Source organism: Burkholderia sp. USMB20, assembly GCF_000949135.2.
GTDB lineage: Bacteria > Pseudomonadota > Gammaproteobacteria > Burkholderiales > Burkholderiaceae > Burkholderia.
This window is the reverse complement of the sequence record NZ_JTAN02000017.1, coordinates 123528-145256: the sequence shown is the minus strand read 5'-3', so window position 1 is coordinate 145256 and position 21729 is coordinate 123528. Positions and strand designations below refer to the sequence as shown.

General features: G+C 66.6%; 16 protein-coding genes. 14 read left to right on the top strand and 2 right to left on the bottom strand.

Annotation, left to right across the window (positions count from 1 at the left end; genetic code table 11):
- The first annotated feature begins 279 nt into the window (after nucleotides 1-279).
- From PL79_RS20800 to PL79_RS20730, 13 genes are all read left to right on the top strand, one after another.
- Nucleotides 280-1230 (top strand): sugar ABC transporter substrate-binding protein, encoded by a 951-nt coding sequence (locus PL79_RS20800; protein WP_044843604.1) that lies wholly within the window; start codon nucleotides 280-282, stop codon nucleotides 1228-1230.
- A gap of 145 nt (nucleotides 1231-1375) precedes the next feature.
- Entirely contained in the window at nucleotides 1376-2989 is a 1614-nt protein-coding gene (locus tag PL79_RS20795) for a sugar ABC transporter ATP-binding protein (protein ID WP_044843603.1), read from the top strand.
- The gene (locus PL79_RS20790; protein ID WP_044843602.1) at nucleotides 2986-4005 is read left to right on the top strand and encodes an ABC transporter permease; all 1020 of its coding nucleotides are present in this window, start codon (nucleotides 2986-2988) and stop codon (nucleotides 4003-4005) included. Before PL79_RS20795 ends, PL79_RS20790 begins: the two co-directional genes overlap by 4 nt.
- A 35-nt stretch (nucleotides 4006-4040) precedes the next feature.
- Nucleotides 4041-5072: a LacI family DNA-binding transcriptional regulator gene (locus PL79_RS20785; protein ID WP_044843601.1), complete on the top strand. Its 1032-nt coding sequence runs from the start codon at nucleotides 4041-4043 to the stop codon at nucleotides 5070-5072.
- Entirely contained in the window at nucleotides 5069-5998 is a 930-nt protein-coding gene (gene rbsK / locus PL79_RS20780) for a ribokinase (RefSeq protein WP_044843600.1), read from the top strand. Before PL79_RS20785 ends, rbsK begins: the two co-directional genes overlap by 4 nt.
- Nucleotides 5999-6277: 279 nt before the next feature.
- Complete coding sequence (locus tag PL79_RS20775; RefSeq protein ID WP_044843631.1) at nucleotides 6278-8035, top strand: methyl-accepting chemotaxis protein; 1758 nt, start codon at nucleotides 6278-6280, stop codon at nucleotides 8033-8035.
- Nucleotides 8036-8578: 543 nt separating this feature from the next.
- A complete protein-coding gene (locus PL79_RS20765) occupies nucleotides 8579-10501 on the top strand; it encodes a PrkA family serine protein kinase (RefSeq protein WP_044843599.1) in 1923 nt (640 codons plus the stop codon).
- Nucleotides 10502-10626: 125 nt separating this feature from the next.
- On the top strand, nucleotides 10627-11895 hold the full coding sequence (locus tag PL79_RS20760) for a YeaH/YhbH family protein (protein ID WP_044843598.1): 1269 nt from the start codon (nucleotides 10627-10629) through the stop codon (nucleotides 11893-11895).
- On the top strand, nucleotides 11892-13571 hold the full coding sequence (locus tag PL79_RS20755) for a SpoVR family protein (protein WP_044843597.1): 1680 nt from the start codon (nucleotides 11892-11894) through the stop codon (nucleotides 13569-13571). The genes PL79_RS20760 and PL79_RS20755 overlap by 4 nt, the downstream gene beginning before the upstream one ends.
- 235 nt (nucleotides 13572-13806) lie before the next feature.
- The gene (locus PL79_RS20750; RefSeq protein WP_044843596.1) at nucleotides 13807-15111 is read left to right on the top strand and encodes an MFS family transporter; all 1305 of its coding nucleotides are present in this window, start codon (nucleotides 13807-13809) and stop codon (nucleotides 15109-15111) included.
- A 452-nt stretch (nucleotides 15112-15563) separates the two neighbouring features.
- On the top strand, nucleotides 15564-16379 hold the full coding sequence (locus PL79_RS20740) for an ABC transporter substrate-binding protein (RefSeq protein ID WP_044843630.1): 816 nt from the start codon (nucleotides 15564-15566) through the stop codon (nucleotides 16377-16379).
- 103 nt (nucleotides 16380-16482) lie between these two features.
- Nucleotides 16483-17205 (top strand): amino acid ABC transporter permease, encoded by a 723-nt coding sequence (locus PL79_RS20735; protein ID WP_044843595.1) that lies wholly within the window; start codon nucleotides 16483-16485, stop codon nucleotides 17203-17205.
- 2 nt (nucleotides 17206-17207) lie between these two features.
- Nucleotides 17208-17933: an amino acid ABC transporter permease gene (locus PL79_RS20730; RefSeq protein ID WP_044843594.1), complete on the top strand. Its 726-nt coding sequence runs from the start codon at nucleotides 17208-17210 to the stop codon at nucleotides 17931-17933.
- Between the two features lie 170 nt (nucleotides 17934-18103).
- Here the strand turns inward: PL79_RS20730 and PL79_RS20725 are convergent, their stop codons facing one another.
- Nucleotides 18104-19369 (bottom strand): M23 family metallopeptidase, encoded by a 1266-nt coding sequence (locus PL79_RS20725; protein WP_044843593.1) that lies wholly within the window; start codon nucleotides 19367-19369, stop codon nucleotides 18104-18106.
- A gap of 342 nt (nucleotides 19370-19711) precedes the next feature.
- Complete coding sequence (locus PL79_RS20720) at nucleotides 19712-20359, bottom strand: TetR family transcriptional regulator (protein ID WP_044843592.1); 648 nt, start codon at nucleotides 20357-20359, stop codon at nucleotides 19712-19714.
- A gap of 150 nt (nucleotides 20360-20509) precedes the next feature.
- Here PL79_RS20720 and PL79_RS20715 point away from each other — a divergent pair, with 150 nt between their 5' ends.
- Nucleotides 20510-21712: a MexX/AxyX family multidrug efflux RND transporter periplasmic adaptor subunit gene (locus tag PL79_RS20715; RefSeq protein WP_044843591.1), complete on the top strand. Its 1203-nt coding sequence runs from the start codon at nucleotides 20510-20512 to the stop codon at nucleotides 21710-21712.
- The last annotated feature ends 17 nt before the right edge of the window (nucleotides 21713-21729 follow it).

Sequence of the window (21729 nt, the reverse complement as noted above, 5' to 3'; positions counted from 1 at the left end):
ACCGCGCGCTCCGAATAAACCCTTAAATATTGATCAGACGGGTTGCGCGTCGAACCGAAACGGTACAGCATAGCTTCCACTCCGCCGGCGTCCCGCCGGCGGTGGCGCGTCGACGACAGCACGCGCCAGGCAGTCGGCCGTCTGCCTCGCTTCCATTCCGTGGTACCGACAAGCAGCAACGATGGCCAATGTCCGGGAAGTGTAGCGCAAACGTTTGCTCACATTAAAACAACAGTCAAACAATAATCTGGCCCGTGGGCCAGTCGCCAGGAGATGTGTATGAATGTCCTCTTTCGCCGTCGCTTCCTGACCGCCGCGCTTGCCGCCGTCGCGGTCGCTGCCGCACCGGCCGTCCATGCGCAGGCCGCGGCCAAGCCGAAGGTCGCGCTCGTGATGAAGTCGCTCGCCAACGAGTTCTTCCTGACGATGGAAAACGGCGCGAAGGAATACCAGAAGCACAACGCCGGCCAGTTCGACCTGATCACGAACGGCATCAAGGACGAGACCGACACCGCGAACCAGATTCGCATCGTCGAGCAGATGATCGTGTCGAAGGTCGATGCGATCGTGCTCGCGCCGGCCGATTCGAAGGCGCTCGTGCCGGTCGTGAAGAAGGCGGTCGACGCGGGCATCACCGTCGTGAACATCGACAACCGGCTCGACCCGGACGTGCTGAAATCGAAGAACCTGAACGTGCCGTTCGTCGGCCCCGACAACCGCAAGGGCGCGCGCAAGATCGGCGACTACCTCGCGAAGCGGCTGAAGGCGGGCGACCAGGTCGGCATCCTCGAAGGTGTGTCGACGACGACCAACGCGCAGCAGCGCACGGCCGGCTTCGAGGACGCGATGAAGGCGGGCGGGATGAAGGTCGTGTCGGTGCAGTCGGGCGAATGGGAGATCGACAAGGGCAATGCGGTCGCGTCCGCGATGCTCAACGAATACCCGAACCTGCGCGCGTTGCTGTGCGGCAACGACAACATGGCGATCGGCGCCGTGTCGGCCGTGCGCGCGGCGGGCAAGCAGGGCAAGGTGTTCGTGGTCGGCTACGACAACATCAACGCGATCAGGCCGATGCTGAAGGACGGCCGCGTGCTCGCGACCGCCGACCAGTACGCGGCGAAGCAGGCCGTGTTCGGCATCGACACGGCGCTCAAGGCGATCGCCGAGCATCGCAAGCAGGCCGACATGTCCGGCGTGGTCGAGACGCCGGTGGATCTCGTGACGAAGTAACGCCGCCCCGTCGCGGCCGCCGGCCTCAAGAAGCGGGCCCGGCGGCCGTTATACGGAGTGAGCGCGATCACGGCCACTGCATGCACATGCACTTGTGAGCGTCACACCCGCGCGCCGCGTGCGCGCGGCCGCAACCAGGATCGCGATGGAACCGACCTTCCAACCCTCCCGTTCAGCCGTTCCCGTGCTGTCCGTCTCCGGTGTGGGCAAGACCTACGCCGAACCGGTGCTCGCCGACGTCACGTTGACGCTCGTGCCGGGTGAAGCGCTCGCGCTGACGGGCGAGAACGGCGCCGGCAAGAGCACGCTGTCGAAGATCATCGGCGGGCTCGTCGACCCGACCGCCGGCACGATGCAACTCGGCGGCCAGGCCTACGCGCCGGCGAGCCGCACGCAGGCCGAGGCGCTCGGCGTGCGCATGGTGATGCAGGAGCTGAACCTGCTGCCGACGCTGACGGTCGCCGAGAACCTGTTCCTGAACCGTCTGCCGCGGCGCTTCGGCATCATCGATCGCGCGCGGCTGCGCGACGATGCGCGTGCCGCGATGGCGCAGGTCGGGCTCGACGCGGTCGATCCCGATACGCCGGTCGGCGCACTCGGCATCGGCCACCAGCAGATGGTCGAGATCGCGCGCAACCTGATCGGCGACTGCCGTGTGCTGATCCTCGACGAACCGACCGCGATGCTGACCGCGCGCGAGGTCGAACTGCTGTTCGAGCAGATCGACCGGCTGAAGGCGCGCGGCGTGGCGATCGTCTACATCTCGCACCGGCTCGAGGAACTCGCGCGGGTCGCCGAGTGTGTCGCGGTGCTGCGCGACGGCCGGCTCGTGCACGTCGGCGACATGGCCGCGACGACGTCCGACGGGCTCGTCACGCTGATGGTCGGGCGCGAGGTCGGCGAGCACATCGATCTCGGCGCGCGCCGCATCGGCGCGCCGCGCCTCGTCGTGTCGGGCATGACGCGCGGCACGGCCGTGCAGGACGTGTCGCTCGAAGTGCGCTCGGGCGAAATCTTCGGCATCTCGGGGCTGATCGGTGCCGGGCGCACCGAATTGCTGCGGCTGATCTACGGCGCGGACACGCCGGACGCCGGGATGATCGCGGTCGGCGATCCGCTGAAGCCGGCGCGCATCGGCTCGCCCGTCGACGCGGTGAAGCACGGCATCGCGCTGATCACCGAGGACCGCAAGGGCGAAGGGTTGCTGCTGTCGCAGTCGGTCACGTCGAACGTGTCGCTCGGCCAGCTCGACCGGCTCGCGCGCGGCGGCATCGTCGATACGGCGCGCGAGACGGCGCTCGCCGAGCAGCAGATCGACGCGCTGCGGATCCGCACCCACGGCGCCGCGCAGGCGGTCGGCGAACTGTCGGGCGGCAACCAGCAGAAGGTCGTGATCGGCCGCTGGCTCGCGCGCGACATGGGCGTGCTGCTGTTCGACGAGCCGACCCGGGGGATCGACGTCGGTGCCAAATTCGAGATCTACACGCTGATGGGCGCGCTCGCGCGCGAGGGCCGGGCGCTGGTGGTCGTCTCGAGCGACCTGCGCGAGCTGATGCTGATCTGCGACCGGATCGGCGTGATGTCGGCGGGCCGCATGACCGCCGTGTTCGAACGCGGCAACTGGACCCAGGATGCGCTGCTGGCCGCGGCGTTCGCCGGCTTCGGCCGCGCAGCGCTGCCGGACGGCGCACGCCATCCGGATGCGGAAAGCGCGCCGCGCGCGGCTTCCGCCTCTTCGACGACAGGACGACAGCCATGACCCAGCCTCCCGTATCCCCGAGCGACGCCGGCGCGCAGCAGGACGTGACCGGGCGCCGCGCACGCACGCTGTCCGGCACGCGGCTCGGCGTGTCGAACTATCTCGGGCTCGCCGGCGCGCTCGCCGCGATGATCGCGCTGTTCTCGACGCTCAGCTCGCATTTCCTGACCTACGATACGTTCAGCACGATCGCGAACCAGATCCCCGATCTCGTCGTGATGTCGGTCGGGATGACGTTCGTGCTGATCATCGCCGGCATCGACCTGTCGGTCGGCTCGGTGCTCGCGCTGGCCGCGTCGATGGTGAGCGTGGCCGCGCTGAAATGGCATTGGGGGCCGCTGCCCGCCGCGCTGATCGGGATCGCGGTCGCGACCGTGACCGGCTCGCTGACGGGCGCGATCACGGTGGGCTGGCGGATTCCGTCGTTCATCGTGTCGCTCGGCGTGCTCGAGGCCGCGCGCGGTGTCGCGTACCAGCTGACGAATTCGCGCACGGCCTACATCGGCGACGCGTTCGATTTCCTGTCGAACCCGATCGCGCTCGGCATCTCGCCGGCGTTCCTGATCGCGGTCGCGGTGATGATCGCGGCGCAGTTCGTGCTCACGCGCACCGTGTTCGGGCGCTATCTTGTCGGTATCGGCACGAATGAAGAAGCCGTCCGGCTTGCCGGGGTTAACCCGCGGCCGTATAAAATCCTCGTATTCGCACTGATGGGCGCGCTCGCGGGGCTCGCGTCGCTGTTCCAGATCTCGCGGCTCGAGGCCGCCGACCCGAACGCGGGCGTGGGCCTCGAACTGCAGGTGATCGCAGCCGTCGTGATCGGCGGCACGAGCCTGATGGGCGGGCGCGGCTCGGTGATCAGCACGTTCTTCGGCGTGTTGATCATTTCCGTGCTGGCCGCGGGGCTGGCGCAGATCGGCGCGAACGAGCCGACCAAACGGATCATCACCGGGGCGGTGATCGTGGTGGCGGTCGTGCTCGATACGTATCGCAGCCGGCGCGCGCGCGCCCGGTAAAACTACACAGAAAGCAGACCAGAGAGAAACGGGAAATGGCGACGATCAAGGATGTGGCGGCCATGGCGGGCGTGTCGTTTACGACCGTCTCGCACGTGGTGAACAATTCGCGGCCGGTGTCCGCGGATGTGCGTGCGAAGGTCGAAGGCGCGATCCGCGAGCTGAACTACGTGCCGTCGGCCGTGGCGCGCTCGCTGAAGGCGCGCTCGACGGCGACCATCGGCCTCGTCGTGCCGAACAGCACGAATCCGTACTTCGCGGAGCTTGCGCGCGGCATCGAGGACCAGTGCGCGGCCAACGGCTATTGCGTGTTCTTCTGCAACTCGGACGACGATCCCGTGAAGCAGCGCAACTACCTGCGCGTGCTGCAGGAAAAGCGCATCGACGGGCTGATCGTCGCGTCGGCCGGCGAGGACGCGGTGCTCGCGCAGACGCTCGCCGACGCGCATGCGCCGCTCGTCGTCGTCGACCGCAACATCGAGGGGCTGGCGGCCGATCTCGTGCAGATCGACCACGAACGCGGCGCCTACCTGGCGACGCGTCATCTGCTCGAACTCGGGCACGCGAAGATCGGCTGCATCACCGGGCCGACCGACACGGCCGTCAGCGCGATGCGCGTGCACGGCTTCATCCGCGCGATGGCCGAGCGCGGGATCGACATCGTGCCGGGCGCAATCGCGGAAAGCGATTTTTCGTGCCTGGGCGGCTATCACGCGGCATCGCGGCTGTTCGAGTCGGTGCACCCGAGCGCGATTTTCGCGGGCAACGACCTGATGGGCGTCGGCGCGCTGCGCGCGGCGGCCGAGCGCGGCATGCGCGTGCCGGACGACTGCTCGATCATCGGCTTCGACGACATCGAATTCTCCCGTTATACCTATCCGGCGCTGTCGACGGTCGGCCAGTCGGTGCGCGCCCTCGGCGAAATGGCCGCGCAGACGCTGATCGAGCGGATCGGCGGCGGCTCGACGGCCGCGCCGAGCCGTCGCCGCGTCGTGTCGCCGCGGCTCGTGCTGCGCGAATCGACGGCGGTCTACCGCGAGCCGGCCGCGCCCGGTGCTCGCCCATGACGGCGCGTGCGGCAGGCGCCGGCCGCGTGACGGTGGTCGGCAGCCTCAACATGGATCTCGTCGTACGGGCGTCGCGGCTGCCGTTGCCGGGCGAAACGCTCGCCGGTCACGCGTATGCGCAGGCCGCGGGGGGCAAGGGCGGCAACCAGGCCGTCGCGGCCGCACGGCTCGGCGCGCAGGTCGCGATGATCGGCTGCGTCGGCGCGGATGCGCACGGCACCGCGCTGCGGGCCGGCCTCGAGACCGAAGGCATCGACTGCTCGCGGCTCGCGACGAGCAAGACGGCGTCGACCGGCGTCGCCTTGATCGTCGTCGACGACGCCAGCCAGAACACGATCGTGATCGTCGCGGGCGGCAACGGCGAAGTCACGACGGATACGGTGGCGCGGCACGAGGCGGCGCTGGCCGCGACCGACGTGCTGATCTGCCAGCTCGAGACGCCGCCGGACGCCGTGTTCGCCGCGCTGTCGGCCGGGCGGCGGCTCGGCCGCACCGTGATGCTCAATCCGGCGCCTGCCGTCGCGCCGCTGCCGGACGGCTGGCTGCCGCTGGTCGATTACCTGATCCCGAACGAAGTCGAGGCGGCCGCGCTGACCGGGCTGCCGGTGCGCAATCCGGCCGAGGCGGAAGCCGCGGCGCGTGCGTTGCGGGCAGCCGGCGCGCGCAATGTGCTGATCACGCTCGGCGCGCGCGGCGTGTTCGCGCTGACGGACGACGGCGCGGCGCGCCACTATCCGGCCCCCGTCGTCAAGGCGGTCGACACGACCGCGGCGGGCGACACCTTCATCGGCGGTTTCGCCGCACGGCTCGCGGCCGGCGCGGACGTCGATGCCGCGATCCGCTTCGCGCAACGCGCGGCGGCGCTGTCGGTCACGCGCGCAGGCGCGCAGCCGTCGATTCCCACGCTCGCCGAACTGGCCGAATAGGGCCGGATCGCGCATCCCGGCCGGCGCGTGCGACAACAGGCGGCCGGCCATCTTTCCCCACTTGTCTGACCTCGATTGCTTGCCGTGCGCGTTCGCGACGCGGGCCGGCGATGCTTCGCCCCTATTATTCTGGAATCTGTAATGAACTGGTGAATTGCTGAAAAAATTGATGTGAATACCATCAAGCTGCGCAACATCCGGTCGTAAATACACCTGGGCGAAACACTGTTTCGAAAAACGGGCCTTGCCCGTTCACGACGACGCAATACAGGAAGAATGATGGTGATCGGAAACCTGACGATACGTGCGCGCATCGGTTTGACGATGGCGTTTCTCGCGGTACTGCTGGGCGTGATTGGCGTACTCGGCGTGTACGGGATGACGCGCTCGAACGATGCGACGCGCGAGATTTTCACGAACCAGATGCCGAGCGCGGTCGACGTGGCCGTTGCCGAAATGTACGCGGCGCGCGAGCGCCTGGCGCTCGATCGCGCCGCGCTGCTGGCGGGCACGCCCGACTCGGCTGCGGCCGTGGAACGCAGCCGCGCGATGCGCACGCAGTCCGACGCGTGGTGGCAAAAATACCTTGCACTGCCGCGCGGCCCGGAGGAAGACCGGCTCGCGCAGGACGTCGCCGCGAAGCGGCAGGCGCTGCAGCGCAGTTGCGACGCGTTCGGAGGGCTGGTCGCGGCGGGCGACCACGACCGGATCGGCGAGGGCGCCAAGCAGCTCTCGACGCTTTATAACGAGCTCTCGGTTGCGGGCGAAGCACTGCGCAATTTCCAGTTCACCGACGGGCAGGCGGGCTTCGACCGCGCGGAATCGTTGTACGAGACGCTGCGTGTGCTGTCGATCGTCCTGCTGGCGGCCGGTCTGGTTGCCGCCGCGTTTTCCTGGCTGACGCTCAGCCGTGCGATCGGCCGTCCGCTCGCGGACGCGCTCGCGCATTTCGACGCGATCGCCGCGGGCGACCTGCGCCGCTCGATCGTCGTGCATCGGCGCGACGAAATGGGCCAGCTCCTGGACGGTCTCGCGCGGATGCAGCGCGGCCTCGTCGACACGGTGCGCACCGTGCGCGGCGGCAGCGAGTCGATCGCGACCGCGGCGCGCCAGATCGCCGCCGGCAACATCGACCTGTCGTCGCGCACGGAAGAGCAGGCGTCCGCGCTGCAGGAAACCGCATCGAGCATGGAGCAGCTGACCGGCACCGTGAAGCAGAACGCGGACAATGCGCGGCAGGCAAGCTCGCTGGCCGCGAACGCGTCGGAGATTGCAAACAAGGGCAATACGGTGGTCGGCCAGGTGGTCGGCACGATGGGCGAGATCAACGACAGCTCCGCGAAGATCGCGGACATCATCGCGATCATCGAGGGAATCGCGTTCCAGACCAACATCCTGGCGCTGAACGCGGCGGTCGAGGCCGCGCGCGCCGGCGAGGAAGGCCGAGGCTTCGCGGTCGTGGCGGGCGAGGTGCGCAGTCTCGCGCAGCGTTCGTCGAGCGCGGCCAAGGAGATCAAGATGCTGATCGACGCGTCGGTGGAGCGCATCCGGACGGGGTCGACGCTGGTCGACGAAGCCGGCCGCACGATGAGCGACGTGATCGGTGCGGTGCAGCGCGTGACCGACATCATGGGCGAGATCGCGGCGGCGTCCGAGGAACAGAGCGGCGGCATCGACCAGGTCGCGCGCGCGGTCGCGCAGATGGACGAGGTCACCCAGCAGAACGCCGCGCTCGTCGAGGAAGCGGCGGCCGCCGCGCAATCGCTCGACGAACAGGCCGCGCGCCTGCGCGAGACGGCGTCGGTGTTCCGGATCGACGACGACGCGGCGCAGCCGGCGACCGCTGCCGCCGCACGTCAGGCGCCGCGCGCGGTGCCCGCAGCGGCTGCGGTGCCGGTTTCGCCGCCCGCGCCGGCCGTGGCGCGCAACGATCGTGATGCAGCGCCGAAGCGCGCCGCGCCGGCGCGCAAGCCGGCTGTCGCGGCCGCCGCGCCCGCCCCGGTGGCTGCCGGCGCCGACGACTGGGAAACGTTCTGATTCGCGCGTGACGCGCATCTTTTCGCGGTAACGCTCCCCGGTATCTTTCCCCGTATCTCTCCCCATTTGGCAGCACACGACGCCCGCGACATGCGGGCGTCGTCGTTTCGACCGATGGAATGTGACAGCGCACGTGAGCGTTCGTGCGTCGCCGCGCGCTGCGTGTTCGCATCCGCACTACGGGTATCTCCGGACGATGCGAAAAAAATTTGTAACGGCGCGCGCAGCGTGTCGTCGTAAACGTCCGCTCGAACGTCTAGGGATGAAGGGGGAGTGAAGGGTGCCGCGACGACGACGGAGGTGTCCAACGCACGAGACGTTCCGATGCTCGACGAGAGGTGGCGGATGCCGTTTCGGCGACACGGGAGATCGATTGTAAAGCGTCGAAATGCGTTGTCCAAGCGGTGTTGTCGAGAATGACGAACTTCATACGAAGAGTTCGTGAAAAAAAATAAGAAAGGGTTTAGGATGAATTCGAACGCGCTTGCTTCTGCGCAGTCATAGAAGGCAGGCACGTCTTCAGACTCAGGCGAGGGAGGTAGCATGGATATTTACAGCAGCTTCGCGAACCGCTTCGAAAAAACGCGAGAGGAAGAGTTCTCGCTGGAGGAGTACCTCGCGCTCTGCAAGAACGATCCGTCAGCGTACGCCACGGCTGGCGAACGCATGCTGGCTGCAATCGGGGAACCCGAACAAATCGATACCCGCATCGACCCGCGCCTGTCGCGGATCTTCGCGAACAAGGTTATCAAGGTCTATCCCGCGTTCCGTGAATTCTACGGAATGGAGGAAGTGATCGAGCAGGTGGTCGCGTACTTCCGCCACGCTGCGCAAGGGCTCGAAGAGAAGAAGCAGATTCTCTACCTGCTCGGCCCGGTGGGCGGCGGCAAGTCGTCGATCGCCGAGCGCCTGAAGCAGCTGATGGAGCGCGTGCCGTTCTATGCGCTGAAGGGTTCGCCCGTCAACGAATCGCCGCTCGGGCTGTTCGACTACGACGAAGACGGCCCGATCCTCGAAGAGCAGTACGGCATTCCGCGCCGCTACCTGAAGAGCATCCTGAGTCCGTGGGCCGTCAAGCGCCTGCACGAATACAACGGCGACATCCGCCAGTTCCGCGTAGTGCGCCGCTTTCCGTCGATCCTGCGGCAGATCGGCATCGCGAAGACGGAACCTGGCGACGAGAACAACCAGGACATCTCGTCGCTCGTCGGCAAGGTCGACATCCGCAAGCTCGAACAGTATGCGCAGGACGATGCCGATGCGTACAGCTACTCGGGCGGCCTGTGCCTCGCGAACCAGGGCCTGCTCGAATTCGTCGAAATGTTCAAGGCGCCGATCAAGGTGCTGCACCCGTTGCTGACCGCGACGCAGGAAGGCAACTTCAAGGGCACCGAAGGATTCGGCGCGATTCCGTTCGACGGCGTGATCCTCGCGCACTCGAACGAGTCGGAATGGAAGGCCTTCCGCAACAACCGCAACAACGAGGCACTGCTCGACCGGATCTTCGTCGTGAAGGTGCCGTACTGCCTGCGCGTGTCGGAAGAGATCAAGATCTACGAGAAGCTGATCCGCAACTCGTCGCTGGCCGAGGCCGTGTGCGCGCCGGGCACGCTGAAGATGATGTCGCAGTTCTCGGTGCTGTCGCGCCTGCATGAGCCGGAGAATTCGAGCCTGTTCTCGAAGATGCAGGTGTATGACGGCGAAAACCTGAAGGACACCGATCCGAAAGCGAAGTCGTACCAGGAGTATCGCGACTACGCGGGCGTGGACGAAGGGATGACCGGCGTGTCGACGCGCTTCGCGTTCAAGATCCTGTCGCGCGTGTTCAACTTCGACTCGAGCGAGGTCGCGGCCAACCCCGTGCACCTGATGTACGTGCTCGAACAGCAGATCGAACGCGAGCAGTTCCCGCCGGAGACCGAGCAGAAGTACCTGTCGTTCGTGAAGGACGTGCTCGCGTCGCGCTACGCGGAGTTCATCGGCAAGGAGATCCAGACGGCTTACCTCGAGTCGTATTCGGAGTACGGGCAGAACATCTTCGACCGCTACGTCACGTATGCGGACTTCTGGATCCAGGACCAGGAATTCCGCGATCACGACACGGGCGAGAGCTTCGACCGCGCCGCGCTGAATGCGGAACTGGAGAAGATCGAGAAGCCGGCCGGGATCAGCAATCCGAAGGATTTCCGCAACGAGATCGTGAACTTCGTGTTGCGTGCACGGGCGGCGAACGCCGGGAAGAACCCCGTGTGGACGAGCTACGAGAAGTTGCGCGTCGTGATCGAGAAGAAGATGTTCTCGAATACCGAGGAACTGTTGCCGGTGATTTCGTTCAACGCCAAGGGTTCGGCGGAGGAGCAGCGCAAGCATGAGGACTTTGTGAACCGGATGGTCGCGAAGGGCTATACGCCGAAGCAGGTGAGGCTGCTTTGCGACTGGTACCTGCGCGTGCGCAAGTCGTCATGACGCGCGCGGTACCGCGCCCGTGCGGCGAGTCCGTACGGGCGCTTTCAGAGGCGCCGCCCGCATGACGGCAGACGGCATGCGCGGCGAGTGCCCCGGCAGATCGACTTTCGAGCGGGAGACCGGGAGTGCTTCATCAAATCATCGACCGCAGGCTGGCCGGCAAGAACAAGAGCATCGCCAACCGCGAACGCTTTCTGCGTCGCGTCAAGAACTACATTCGTCGTGCCGTGTCCGACGCGGTGCGCGACCGTAGCATCAAGGATATCCAGAGCACGCAAAGCATCACGATTCCGCGCAAGGACATCGCCGAGCCGAATTTCCGGCACGCGCCGGGCGGGCGTCGCGAATACGTGCACCCGGGCAACGAGGACTACGTGCGCGGCGACAAGATTCCGCGTCCGCAGGGCGGCTCGGGCGGCGGCGGCAGTCAGGCGAGCAACGAAGGCGAAGGGCAGGACGACTTCGTGTTCGAGCTGTCCCGCGACGAATTCATGCAGTACTTCTTCGACGACCTCGAACTGCCGCGCCTCGTGAAGACGCACCTGCTGACGGTGCCGAGCTGGAAGAACGTGCGCGCGGGCTGGTCGGCGGAAGGCACGCCGAACAACATCGACGTCGTGCGCTCGCTGCGCAGCGCGCTCGGGCGACGCATCGCGCTCGGTTCGCCGCTCGTCAACGAGCTGCGCGAACTCGAAGCGCGGCTCGAGGTGATGAAGCTCGATCCGGAAGACCGTCGCGAGGATATCGCGACGCTCGAGGCCGAGATCCATCATCTGAAGGGGCGCATCTGGCGGATCCCGTTCATCGATCCGTTCGACCTGCGCTACATCAACCGCGTGAAGCAGCCGCAACCGTCGAGCCAGGCCGTGATGTTCTGCCTGATGGACGTGTCGGGCTCGATGGACGAGCAGCGCAAGGATCTCGCGAAACGCTTCTTCATCCTGCTGTACCTGTTCCTGAAGCGCAACTACGAGCGCATCGAGGTCGTGTTCATCCGTCACCACACGCGCGCCGAGGAGGTCGACGAGGACACCTTCTTCCATTCGACCGAAAGCGGCGGCACCGTCGTGTCGAGCGCGCTCGAACTGATGCGCAAGGTGATGAACGAGCGTTACTCGCCGACCGAGTGGAACATCTACGGCGCGCAGGCGTCCGACGGCGACAACTGGACTGACGATTCGCCGAAGTGTCGCAAAATCCTGGAAGAGGATATCCTCACCAAGACGCGTTACTTCGCGTATATCCAGGTCGCCCCGGAAGAGCAGAACCTGTGGCTGGAGTACGCACAGCTGGCGCTGTCGCAACCGCACCTCGCGATGAAGAAAGTCGAATCGGCTGCCGATATTTACCCGGTATTTCGCGAATTGTTCGAAAAGCAGGTGGAAATGTCATGACGACCCGCCATCTGCACAACGAGTCGCGCGGCTACGCGCCGCGCCCTTCCGGCGACGACACGGCCGGCCCTGCCGCATCGCAGCAAAGCGGCCGGACCGAACCGGCGGCGCCGGCCGCCGACTTGCCCGGTGCCGGGCAGAAGGAAGCGCGTATGAACGTTGCCGAACGCAAGCCGCTGCCGTGCCCGTCCGACTGGACGTTCGAGCTGCTCGAGGAATACGACACGCACATCTCGCAGGTCGCCGAGCAATACGAACTCGACATCTATCCGATCCAGCTCGAGCTGATCAGCGCCGAGCAGATGATGGATGCGTACGCGTCGGTCGGGATGCCGGTCAACTATCGCCACTGGTCGTTCGGCAAGCACTTCCTCGCGACCGAGAAAAGCTATCGCCGCGGCCAGATGGGCCTCGCGTACGAAATCGTCATCAACTCGAATCCCTGCATCGCGTATCTGATGGAAGAGAACACGATGACGATGCAGGCGCTCGTCATCGCGCACGCGGCGTACGGGCACAACTCGTTCTTCAAGGGCAACTACCTGTTCCGGCTGTGGACCGACGCGCACGCGATCATCGACTATCTCGTGTACGCGAAGAACTACGTCGCCGAATGCGAGGAGCGCTACGGCCTCGATCGCGTCGAGGAACTGCTCGATTCGTGCCATGCGTTGATGAACTACGGCGTCGACCGCTACAAGCGGCCGCAGAAGCCGTCGTTGTCGAAGGAGGCCGCGCTGCGGCGCGAGCGCGAGGCGTATCTGCAGTCGCAGGTCAACGAGCTGTGGCGCACGCTGCCGGGCAAGAAGCCCGAGCAGATGGAGGAGCAGGAAGGACGCTATCCGCCGGAGCCGCAGGAGAACCTGCTGTATTTCGCGGAGAAGAACGCGCCGCTGCTCGAGCCGTGGGAGCGGGAAGTGATCCGCATCGTGCGCAAGATCGGCCAGTACTTCTATCCGCAGCGGCAGACGCAGGTGATGAACGAAGGCTGGGCGACGTTCTGGCACTACACGCTGCTGAATACGCTGTACAACCAGGGCAAGCTGGAAGACGGCTTCATGATGGAGTTCCTGCACTCGCACAGCAACGTGGTCTACCAGCCGCCCGTCACGAAGCCGTACTACAGCGGGATCAACCCGTATGCGCTCGGCTTCTCGATGATGAGCGACATTCGCCGGATCTGCGAGGCGCCGACGGAAGAGGACTACAAGTGGTTTCCGGAGATCGCGGGCACCCCGTGGCTGCCGGCGATGCACTACGCGATGCGCAACTTCAAGGACGAGAGCTTCATCGCGCAGTACCTGTCGCCGAACCTGATCCGCGAGATGCGGCTGTTCTCGGTGCTCGACGACGACATGCGCGATTCGCTCGAGGTTTCGGCGATCCACGACGAGTCCGGCTACCAGTACGTGCGGCAGGCGTTGTCGCGGCAGTACGACATCCATCACCGCGAGCCGAACATCCAGGTGTGGGCCGTGAACACACGCGGCGACCGCAGCCTCACGCTGCGCCATTTCATGACCGACAACCGCCATCTGTCGAACGACAGCGAGGAAGTGCTCAAGCACATGGCGCGGCTCTGGCAGTTCGACGTGTTCCTGGAAAGCGTCGACGAGGCCGGGACCGTGCGCAAGCGCTACGAGTGCCGCTACGTGCCGCCGGAGGTGCGCGTCTGACGATCGCCCGAGAACAGTTTGCACCGGACGCCAGCCTGAGGGCTGGCGTTTTCATATGACGAACGCGTACCGGGAGAAAAATTTTCTACATCCGGACGAACCCGGAAAGCCCGTTACTTTACATTTCGCTAAAATCCCGTAGCGCCGTGCCGCCGGAACCGGTGCCACGTGCGACCGTACGCGACGGCCCGCGAGCCGTCTCGCCCAGAAAGCACTAAAAGGAACAGACCAACCCATGGACGTCCAGACCGACCAAGCTGCGCTGTCCGCGCATGACACCCGGCGGCGCGTGTTCGCCATCGTCGGCGCCTCGTCGGGCAACCTCGTCGAGTGGTTCGACTTCTACATCTACTCGTTCTGCGCGCTGTACTTCGCACCGGCGTTCTTCCCGAGCGGCAACACGACCACGCAGCTGCTGAACACGGCCGGCGTGTTCGCGGCCGGCTTCCTGATGCGTCCGATCGGCGGCTGGCTGTTCGGCCGCATCGCCGACCGTCACGGCCGTCGCACGGCGATGATGATCTCGGTGCTGATGATGTGCGGCGGCTCGCTCGTGATCGCGGTGCTGCCGACCTATGCGCAGATCGGCGCGCTGGCGCCGGCGCTGCTGCTGGTCGCGCGCCTGTTCCAGGGGCTGTCGGTGGGCGGCGAATACGGGACGAGCGCAACCTACATGAGCGAGGTCGCGCTGAAGGGGCGGCGCGGCTTCTTCGCGTCGTTCCAGTACGTGACGCTGATCGGCGGCCAGCTGTGCGCGCTGCTGGTGCTCGTGATCCTGCAGCAGGCGCTGTCGAACGACGAGCTGAAGGCGTGGGGCTGGCGCATTCCGTTCGTCTGCGGGGCGGCGGCCGCGCTGATCTCGCTGTACCTGCGCAAATCGCTCGACGAGACGTCGACGAGCGCATCGCGTGACAAGAAGGACGCGGGCACGATCCGCGGCGTGTGGCAGCACAAGGGCGCCTTCTTCACGGTGGTCGGCTTCACGGCCGGCGGCTCGCTGATCTTCTACACCTTCACGACGTACATGCAGAAATACCTCGTGAACACGGCCGGCATGCATGCGAAGACGGCCAGCAACGTGATGACCGTCGCGCTGCTCGTCTACATGCTGATCCAGCCGGTGTTCGGCGCGCTGTCCGACAAGATCGGCCGCCGCACGTCGATGATCCTGTTCGGCACGTTCGCGGTGATCGGCACGGTGCCGCTGATGCACGCGCTGAAGACCGTCACGAGCCCGACGGCCGCGTTCGCGCTGATCACGATCGCGCTGGCGATCGTCAGCTTCTACACGTCGATCAGCGGCCTCATCAAGGCCGAGATGTTCCCGCCCGAAGTGCGCGCGATGGGTGTCGGCCTGTCGTATGCGGTCGCGAACGCGATCTTCGGCGGCTCGGCCGAGTACGTCGCGCTGTGGTTCAAGTCGGTCGGCAGCGAGGAAACCTTCTACTGGTACGTGACGGTGCTGTGCGCGATCTCGCTGATCGTGTCGTGGCGGATGCGCGATCCGAGCAAGGAAGGGTACCTGCGTCACGAACCGTGATCGGCAGGGCAGCCCGCCGGGCTGCCCGCATCGACCGGCAACGTGCAACGGGACAGCGCTCCGCCATGCAGGCGGAGCGCCGTTTTTTATGCGTGGCGTTTTCGCATGGGCGCGTGCAAGCTCATCGCGGGGCGCACGATATCGATATCGGAATCGCTTCGTTGTCCGCAGCGGACGATGCGCTTATTCTGAACGCGTAGTTCGTGTGACACCTCCTTGACTGGGATTCGCGCCCGCTGCGTGCAGCGGGCGTTTTTTTGTGCGCATGCGCCGCATGCAGCCGCTGCAAGCCTCATCACGAAACCCGCAGAGCAAAGCACCATTTGTTGGTTCGGAATCGCCGCACGCGCTGATACGTTAGCGGCTTCGCGACGACACACAGCGTCGCGATGTTCCTCGAACCGGCCGCCGCGCGATCCGCGCCGGCCTTCATAACAAATCAGGTCGTGCTCATGAAATTCCACACTCTCGCTACGTGGCTCGTCGGGGCCGCACTCGTTACGGCCGGCACGGTCGCGCACGCGGATCGCCTCGACGACATCAAGAAGGCCGGCGTGCTGCGCGTCGCGACCTTCGACAGCAATCCGCCGTTCGGCTATGTCGACGGCAAGAGCAATCACATCATCGGCCTCGACGTCGACTATGCGAAGGCGCTGGCCGACAAGCTCGGCGTGAAGCTGCAGCTGCAGCCGACCAATCCCGCGAACCGCATTCCGTTCCTGACCTCCGGCAAGGTCGACCTGGTGCTCGCGAACTTCACGATCACCGACGAGCGCGCGAAGCAGGTCGACTTCAGCATCCCGTATTTCTCGTCGGGCCAGCAGTTTCTCGCGAAGAAGGGCGTGCTGAAATCGGCCGACCAGCTGAACGGCTTGCGCGTCGGCGCGGACAAGGGCACGACGAACGAGATCACGCTGCGCGAGAAGTTCCCGAAGGCGACGATCGTCGCGTACGACGACACGCCGTTCGCGTTCGCCGCGCTGCGCGCCGGCAACGTGCAGGCGATCACGCAGGACGGCCCGAAGCTGATCGGCCTGCTCGCGAACGTGCCCGACAAGCAGAACTACGAGATCCCGGCATTCACGATCTCGAACGACTACATGGGCGTCGGCGTGCCGAAGGGCGAGACGCGCCTGCTCGGCTTCGTGAACGACACGCTGAAGGGGCTCGAGGCGAATGGCCGCGCGGGCCAGATCTACGACGCGTGGTTCGGTCCGACGACGAAGACGCCGCTCACGCGCATCTTCCGCATCGGCGACAAGACCTGAGTCGCATGCAGGACGCGCCGCGTTCCGCCATCGGTCGTGCCGGTGCGCGGGAATCGCGGCGTTTTCCGTTTCTCTTGATCGCTTGCTTCGCGCCCGCACCACCATGCTCGGCTTGGCTCCCAAATATCTGTCCTGGCTCTGGCAGGGCTTCCTGCTGACGCTCGGCCTCGCGGCCGCGTCGGCGCTCGCCGCGACGGTCGGCGGACTGCTGCTCGCCGTCATGCGGCATGCGCGCGGCACGGCGCCGCGCACGCTCGCGGCCGGCTATGTCGTCGCGTTCCGCAACACGCCGTTGCTCGTGCAGTTGCTGTTCTGGTATTTCGGCGTCGCGTCGTTGCTGCCCGACACATGGGTCGCGTGGCTGAACGCGCGTCATCAGCTGAGCGCGGGCCCGTTCACGCTCGCCTGGCCGTCGTTCGAGTTCGTCGCGGGCTGGTTCGGGTTGAGCGCGTACACGGCCGCGTTCGTCGCCGAGGAATGCGAAGCCGGGCTGCGCGGCGTGCGCCGTGCGCAGCACGATGCGGCCGCGGCGCTCGGCCTCACGCCGATGCAGTCGCTGCGCTACGTCGTGCTGCCGCAGGCCGTGCGCATCGCGCTGCCGCCGTTGTTCGGCCAATACATGAATCTCGTGAAGAACTCGTCGCTCGCGATGGCGATCGGTGTCGCCGAGCTGTCGTACGCGTCGCGGCAGGTCGAGACGGAGACGTTCAAGACCTTTGCCGCCTTCGGTGTCGCGACCGTGCTGTACATCGCCGCGGTGGCCGCGATCGAGGCCGGTGCCTACGCGGCCACGCAATGGCGCGACCGGCTCGGGGCGGGGCGTTGACGATGGATCTCTCGCTGCTGCTCGACAACCTGCCGTACCTGCTCGTCGGCGCATTCCCGGATGGTCCGCTCGGCGGCGCCGCGCTGTCGCTCGTGCTGGCGATCGCGTCGGCCATCGCATCGGCGGTGCTGGGCGTGGCGCTCGGCGTCGCGATGGCGCTCGCGCGCGGCCCGCTGCGCGTGCTGCTGCTCGCGTTCATCGGCTTCTTTCGCGCGATTCCGGTGCTGATGCTGATCTTCTGGACGTACTTCCTGATGCCGATGCTGCTGCACATGGACGTGCCGGGACTCGCGACGGTCGTGTGCGCGCTGGCGCTGATCGGCGGCGCGTATCTCGCGCATGCGGTGCATGCGGGCATCGTCGCGGCCGGCGACGGGCAGTGGCAGGCGGGGCTGTCGCTCGGGCTCACGCGCTGGCAGACCGTGCGCTACGTGCTGCTGCCGCAGGCGATCCGGATCATGACGCCGTCGTTCGTCAATCAGTGGGTCGCGCTCGTGAAGGACACGTCGCTCGCGTATATCGTCGGCGTGCCGGAACTGTCGTTCGTCGCGACGCAGGTGAACAACCGGCTGATGGTGTATCCGGCGCCGATCTTCCTGTTCGTCGCGGCGATCTATCTGGTGCTGTGCACGTCGCTCGACGGTGCGGCGCGCTGGTTGCTGTCGCGTCGTCCTCGCGCGGAGCGCATCGCGCGGGCTGCGGCTGAACGCACGGAACCGGTGCGGTGACGGCGTGCGCGCCGCGTGCGATGCATGCGGCGCGTTTCCGGTGATGAAGGTGAGAGCGTGCGGCTATCCGCAGCGGGCCGCGTCGTCGCCGAGCGAGCGGCGACGGGCGTGAAGGTGTTTCAGAACTTCGGTGCTTGAGAACTTCAGCACTTCAGCGCGTCACGTCAGCGTCAGGACGCGCTGTAGTGCGTATCGAACACCGAACGCAGCGTCGACGGACCGGTCGCGAAATCGCCCCACAGCGGGCCGTCGCTCTGCGCGAATGCAAACGGCGTCGTACTGATCGACGCGAGGCGGAAGCGCCATTGCGCCGCTTCCTGGCGGAACGCGGTGAGCTGCATGTCGGACAGCCCCGTCTGCGCGCTCGCGAGCGTGACGAGCGGATCGACCGGGTCGTTCGCGACGCGCACTTCGAAATGCAGGTGCGGACCGGTGGCCGCGCCGGTCATCCCGACCGAGCCGATGCGCTGGCCCTGCTTGACGGTTTCGCCGGTCTTCAGCCCGCGCGCGAACGCGGACAAATGCGCGTAGTAGGTCGAATAACCGTCCGCGTGATCGACGATCACGTAGTGGCCGTAGCCGCCCGGATCGGTGCCGACGAACGACACGACGCCGTCGGCCGCCGCATTGACGGGCGTGCCGGACGGCGCGGCGAGGTCGACGCCGGTATGGAATGCCATCGCCTGCGACAGCGGGTGCACGCGCTCGCCGAAGAACGAGCTGATGCGCGTCCACTTGACCGGCATCGTGAACGCGGCCGCTTCGAGCGGCGCGCCGTCGAGCGTGTAGTACGCGCCGTGGTCGGCGCCCGGCGCGCGGAACCAGATCGCCCCGAACGTGCGGCCCGCGACGCGCAGCTCGAGCGCGGTGAGGTGCGGCGTGCCGTTGTTGGTGTCGTACGCGATGCGGTAGTAGTCGCCGCGCTGCGCGCCGGCGCGCAGCGCGACCTTGCCGGTGACGAGATCGCCGAGCTGGATGCGCACTTCGGGCGGCACGTCGAGACGGTTCAGCGTATCGGACAGCGTGAGTTCGATGTCGCCCGCGCGCATCCCGTGCTGCTGCTCGGGCGGCGCGAACTGGAACAGGCTCGTATAGCCGAGCATGTCGTTGCGGTGCGCGCTGAGCGGCGCGAACAGGCCCGGCTGCAGGTTGCGGTCGGTGCGTTCATCGCGTTCGTTGCGCTCGCCGATCGTGCGCGCGAGTTCGCTCGTCACGAAATGCTGCGCGGTGGGAAACGGCGTGTCGGACAGCACGCGCTGCGGCAGCGCGGCCGTGCCCGAATCGACGGCGCCCGGCAGTTGCGAGACGGCCGGCAGCGCGGCGGCGAGACCGAAGGCGGCGAGGGCGCCGAGCACGGCGGCCGGCACGAGCGCGCGCACGAGGCGCTGCGCGCGCCCGGGCGCGAAAGCATCAGGAGTTGCGGCAGGCTTGACCAAAGGTGTCCACGTCCAGGAAAAGCGGTTCAAAGAGGTGTGGGCGTGAACCATCGGCGGCAGATCCGTCGGGTGGCGACGGGGCGGGCGACGGGCGTGCAACAAAACAGGCCCCGCCAGGGGCCTGTGTCGTTTCCGTTCGACCCAACTCGCGGGCAGGCCCGCTTCGAACGGCGGCGTGATCTTTCCGGGTCGAACCCGGTTTATCACGAAGACGCTAAAGAAAGATGACAGCGTCAGTCTACCGATGTTCCGCGAAACGTTAAAAATTTTAAAGAGGGTCGGCTCATTCGTTTCGCACTGCGGTAAATCGGGTTAAATCAGCATTTATTGCGCGGCTTTTCGTCAGACAGGAAATTTTTGCGCGCGCACGCGCAGCGCGGCGGATGTCCTGACCGCGTCGAAGCCGGCGTCGAGCATCGCTTCCGCGTCGTTCCACCGATTGCCGCGCAAGCGGTTGGTCCAGATCATCGAGGCGAACACGCCTTCGAGCAGCGACACGAGATGGACGGCCGCGAGATGCACGTCGAGATCGGCGGCCAGTTCGCCGGCCGCGATCGCGCGGCGCAGCAGCGCCTTGGTGATGCGCAGCATCTGCAGCTCGAGCAGCATGCGGCGGCGCTGCAGCGCGCCGTTCTCCTCGCTCTGCTCGCATTTCGTATAGAGGATCACGAGCACGCGCTGCATCGCGCCCGGCTCGCCGCATTGCTGCAGGTAATGCGACGCCGCGCGGCGCAGCGTGGCGAACGCGGGCAGGCTGTCGACCGCGTCGAACCCTTCCGACGTGCGCGCGAATGCGCGGTCGCACATCGCGAGACACACTTCCATCTTGTTGCGGTAATGGCCGTACACGGCGCCCCGCGACATTCCGGCGGCCTCGGCGAGGTCCGCCATCGCGGTTTGCGCGACGCCTTTTTCGAGCAGCACGAGCTCGGCGGCGTCGAGGATCCGGTGCTTGATGGCGAGCGATTCTTCCCGGGTCTTGCGGGCCATGTCGTGAATTTCCTTACAGTTCGCTGTCGTTTTATTGAGACAGTATGGCGGCCGGATTGCAACCGCCTGTATTTAATCAGTCGTGACTGATTATAATCGGCCACCCTGAGCCGCCGCATTGTATGGCGGCGAACGATCCGAGGTCAGCACATGAATAACAAACGCTCCCTGGGGCGCCGCCTGCGGCTGGCGTCGTTCGCGCTCGCGGCCACGCTGGCCGCGACCGGCTGCGGAAAGGGCGAACAGGACAAGGCGCCGGAGGCCATTCAGAACGCGACGGTCGTGACGGTGCGTCCGACGGCCGTACCGATGACCGTCGAATTGCCGGGCCGGCTCGACGCATATCGGCAGGCGGAAGTGCGCGCGCGGGTCGCGGGCATCGTCACCGCGCGGACTTACGAGGAAGGCCAGGAAGTGAGGCAGGGCGCGGTGCTGTTCCGCATCGACCCCGCACCGCTGAAGGCCGCGCGCGACGCCGCGAGAGGGGCGCTCGCGAAGGCGCAGGCCGCCGCGCTCGCGGCCAGCGACAAGCGCCGCCGTTACGACGACCTGGTGCGCGACCGCGCGGTCAGCGAGCGCGATCACACCGAGGCCGTCGCGGGCGACACGCAGGCGAAGGCCGACGTCGCGTCCGCGCAGGCCGAGCTCGCCCGCGCGCAACTGCAGCTCGACTATGCGACCGTCACCGCGCCGATTTCGGGCCGCGCCCGGCGCGCGCTCGTGACCGAAGGCGCGCTCGTCGGCCAGGACCAGGCGACGCCGCTCACGACCGTCGAGCAGCTCGACCCGATCTACGTGAATTTCTCGCAGCCGGCGGCCGACGTCGACGCACTGCGCCGCGCGGTGAAGAGCGGGCGCGCGACGGGCATCGCGCAGCACGACGTCACGGTGACGCTGCTGCGCGCCGACGGCACCGCGTATCCGCTGAAGGGCAAGCTGCTGTTCAGCGATCTCGCGGTCGATCCGACCACCGATACCGTCGCGATGCGCGCGCTGTTCCCGAATCCCGAGCGCGAACTGCTGCCGGGCGCGTATGTGCGGATCGCGCTCGACGCGGCCGTCGACCAGCGCGCGATCCTCGTGCCGCGCGATGCGCTGCTGCGCACGGCCGATCGCACGTCGGTGCGCGTGGTCGGCGAGAACGGCAAGGTGAGGGACGTCGAGGTCGTCGCCGACCGGATGAGCGGCCGCGACTGGCGCATCACGCGCGGTCTCGCGGGCGGCGAGCGCGTGATCGTCGACAACGCCGCGCAGTTCGCGCCCGACACCGCCGTCAAGCCCGTCGAGCAGGCCTCGCCGACGAAGGCCTCGTCGGCGAAGGCCGCATCACCGGCGGCCGCCCGTCAAACCTGACCGGTTCACATAGACCA

What these genes read in the sequence shown, in the direction of transcription:
- PL79_RS20800 (WP_044843604.1), top strand. Translation starts at nt 280, where the DNA reads ATGAATGTCCTCTTTCGCCGTCGCTTCCTGACCGCCGCGCTTGCCGCC.
- PL79_RS20795 (WP_044843603.1), top strand. Translation starts at nt 1,376, where the DNA reads ATGGAACCGACCTTCCAACCCTCCCGTTCAGCCGTTCCCGTGCTGTCC.
- PL79_RS20790 (WP_044843602.1), top strand. Translation starts at nt 2,986, where the DNA reads ATGACCCAGCCTCCCGTATCCCCGAGCGACGCCGGCGCGCAGCAGGAC.
- PL79_RS20785 (WP_044843601.1), top strand. Translation starts at nt 4,041, where the DNA reads ATGGCGACGATCAAGGATGTGGCGGCCATGGCGGGCGTGTCGTTTACG.
- rbsK (WP_044843600.1), top strand. Translation starts at nt 5,069, where the DNA reads ATGACGGCGCGTGCGGCAGGCGCCGGCCGCGTGACGGTGGTCGGCAGC.
- PL79_RS20775 (WP_044843631.1), top strand. Translation starts at nt 6,278, where the DNA reads ATGGTGATCGGAAACCTGACGATACGTGCGCGCATCGGTTTGACGATG.
- PL79_RS20765 (WP_044843599.1), top strand. Translation starts at nt 8,579, where the DNA reads ATGGATATTTACAGCAGCTTCGCGAACCGCTTCGAAAAAACGCGAGAG.
- PL79_RS20755 (WP_044843597.1), top strand. Translation starts at nt 11,892, where the DNA reads ATGACGACCCGCCATCTGCACAACGAGTCGCGCGGCTACGCGCCGCGC.
- PL79_RS20750 (WP_044843596.1), top strand. Translation starts at nt 13,807, where the DNA reads ATGGACGTCCAGACCGACCAAGCTGCGCTGTCCGCGCATGACACCCGG.
- PL79_RS20740 (WP_044843630.1), top strand. Translation starts at nt 15,564, where the DNA reads ATGAAATTCCACACTCTCGCTACGTGGCTCGTCGGGGCCGCACTCGTT.
- PL79_RS20735 (WP_044843595.1), top strand. Translation starts at nt 16,483, where the DNA reads ATGCTCGGCTTGGCTCCCAAATATCTGTCCTGGCTCTGGCAGGGCTTC.
- PL79_RS20730 (WP_044843594.1), top strand. Translation starts at nt 17,208, where the DNA reads ATGGATCTCTCGCTGCTGCTCGACAACCTGCCGTACCTGCTCGTCGGC.
- PL79_RS20720 (WP_044843592.1), bottom strand. Translation starts at nt 20,359, where the DNA reads ATGGCCCGCAAGACCCGGGAAGAATCGCTCGCCATCAAGCACCGGATC.
- PL79_RS20715 (WP_044843591.1), top strand. Translation starts at nt 20,510, where the DNA reads ATGAATAACAAACGCTCCCTGGGGCGCCGCCTGCGGCTGGCGTCGTTC.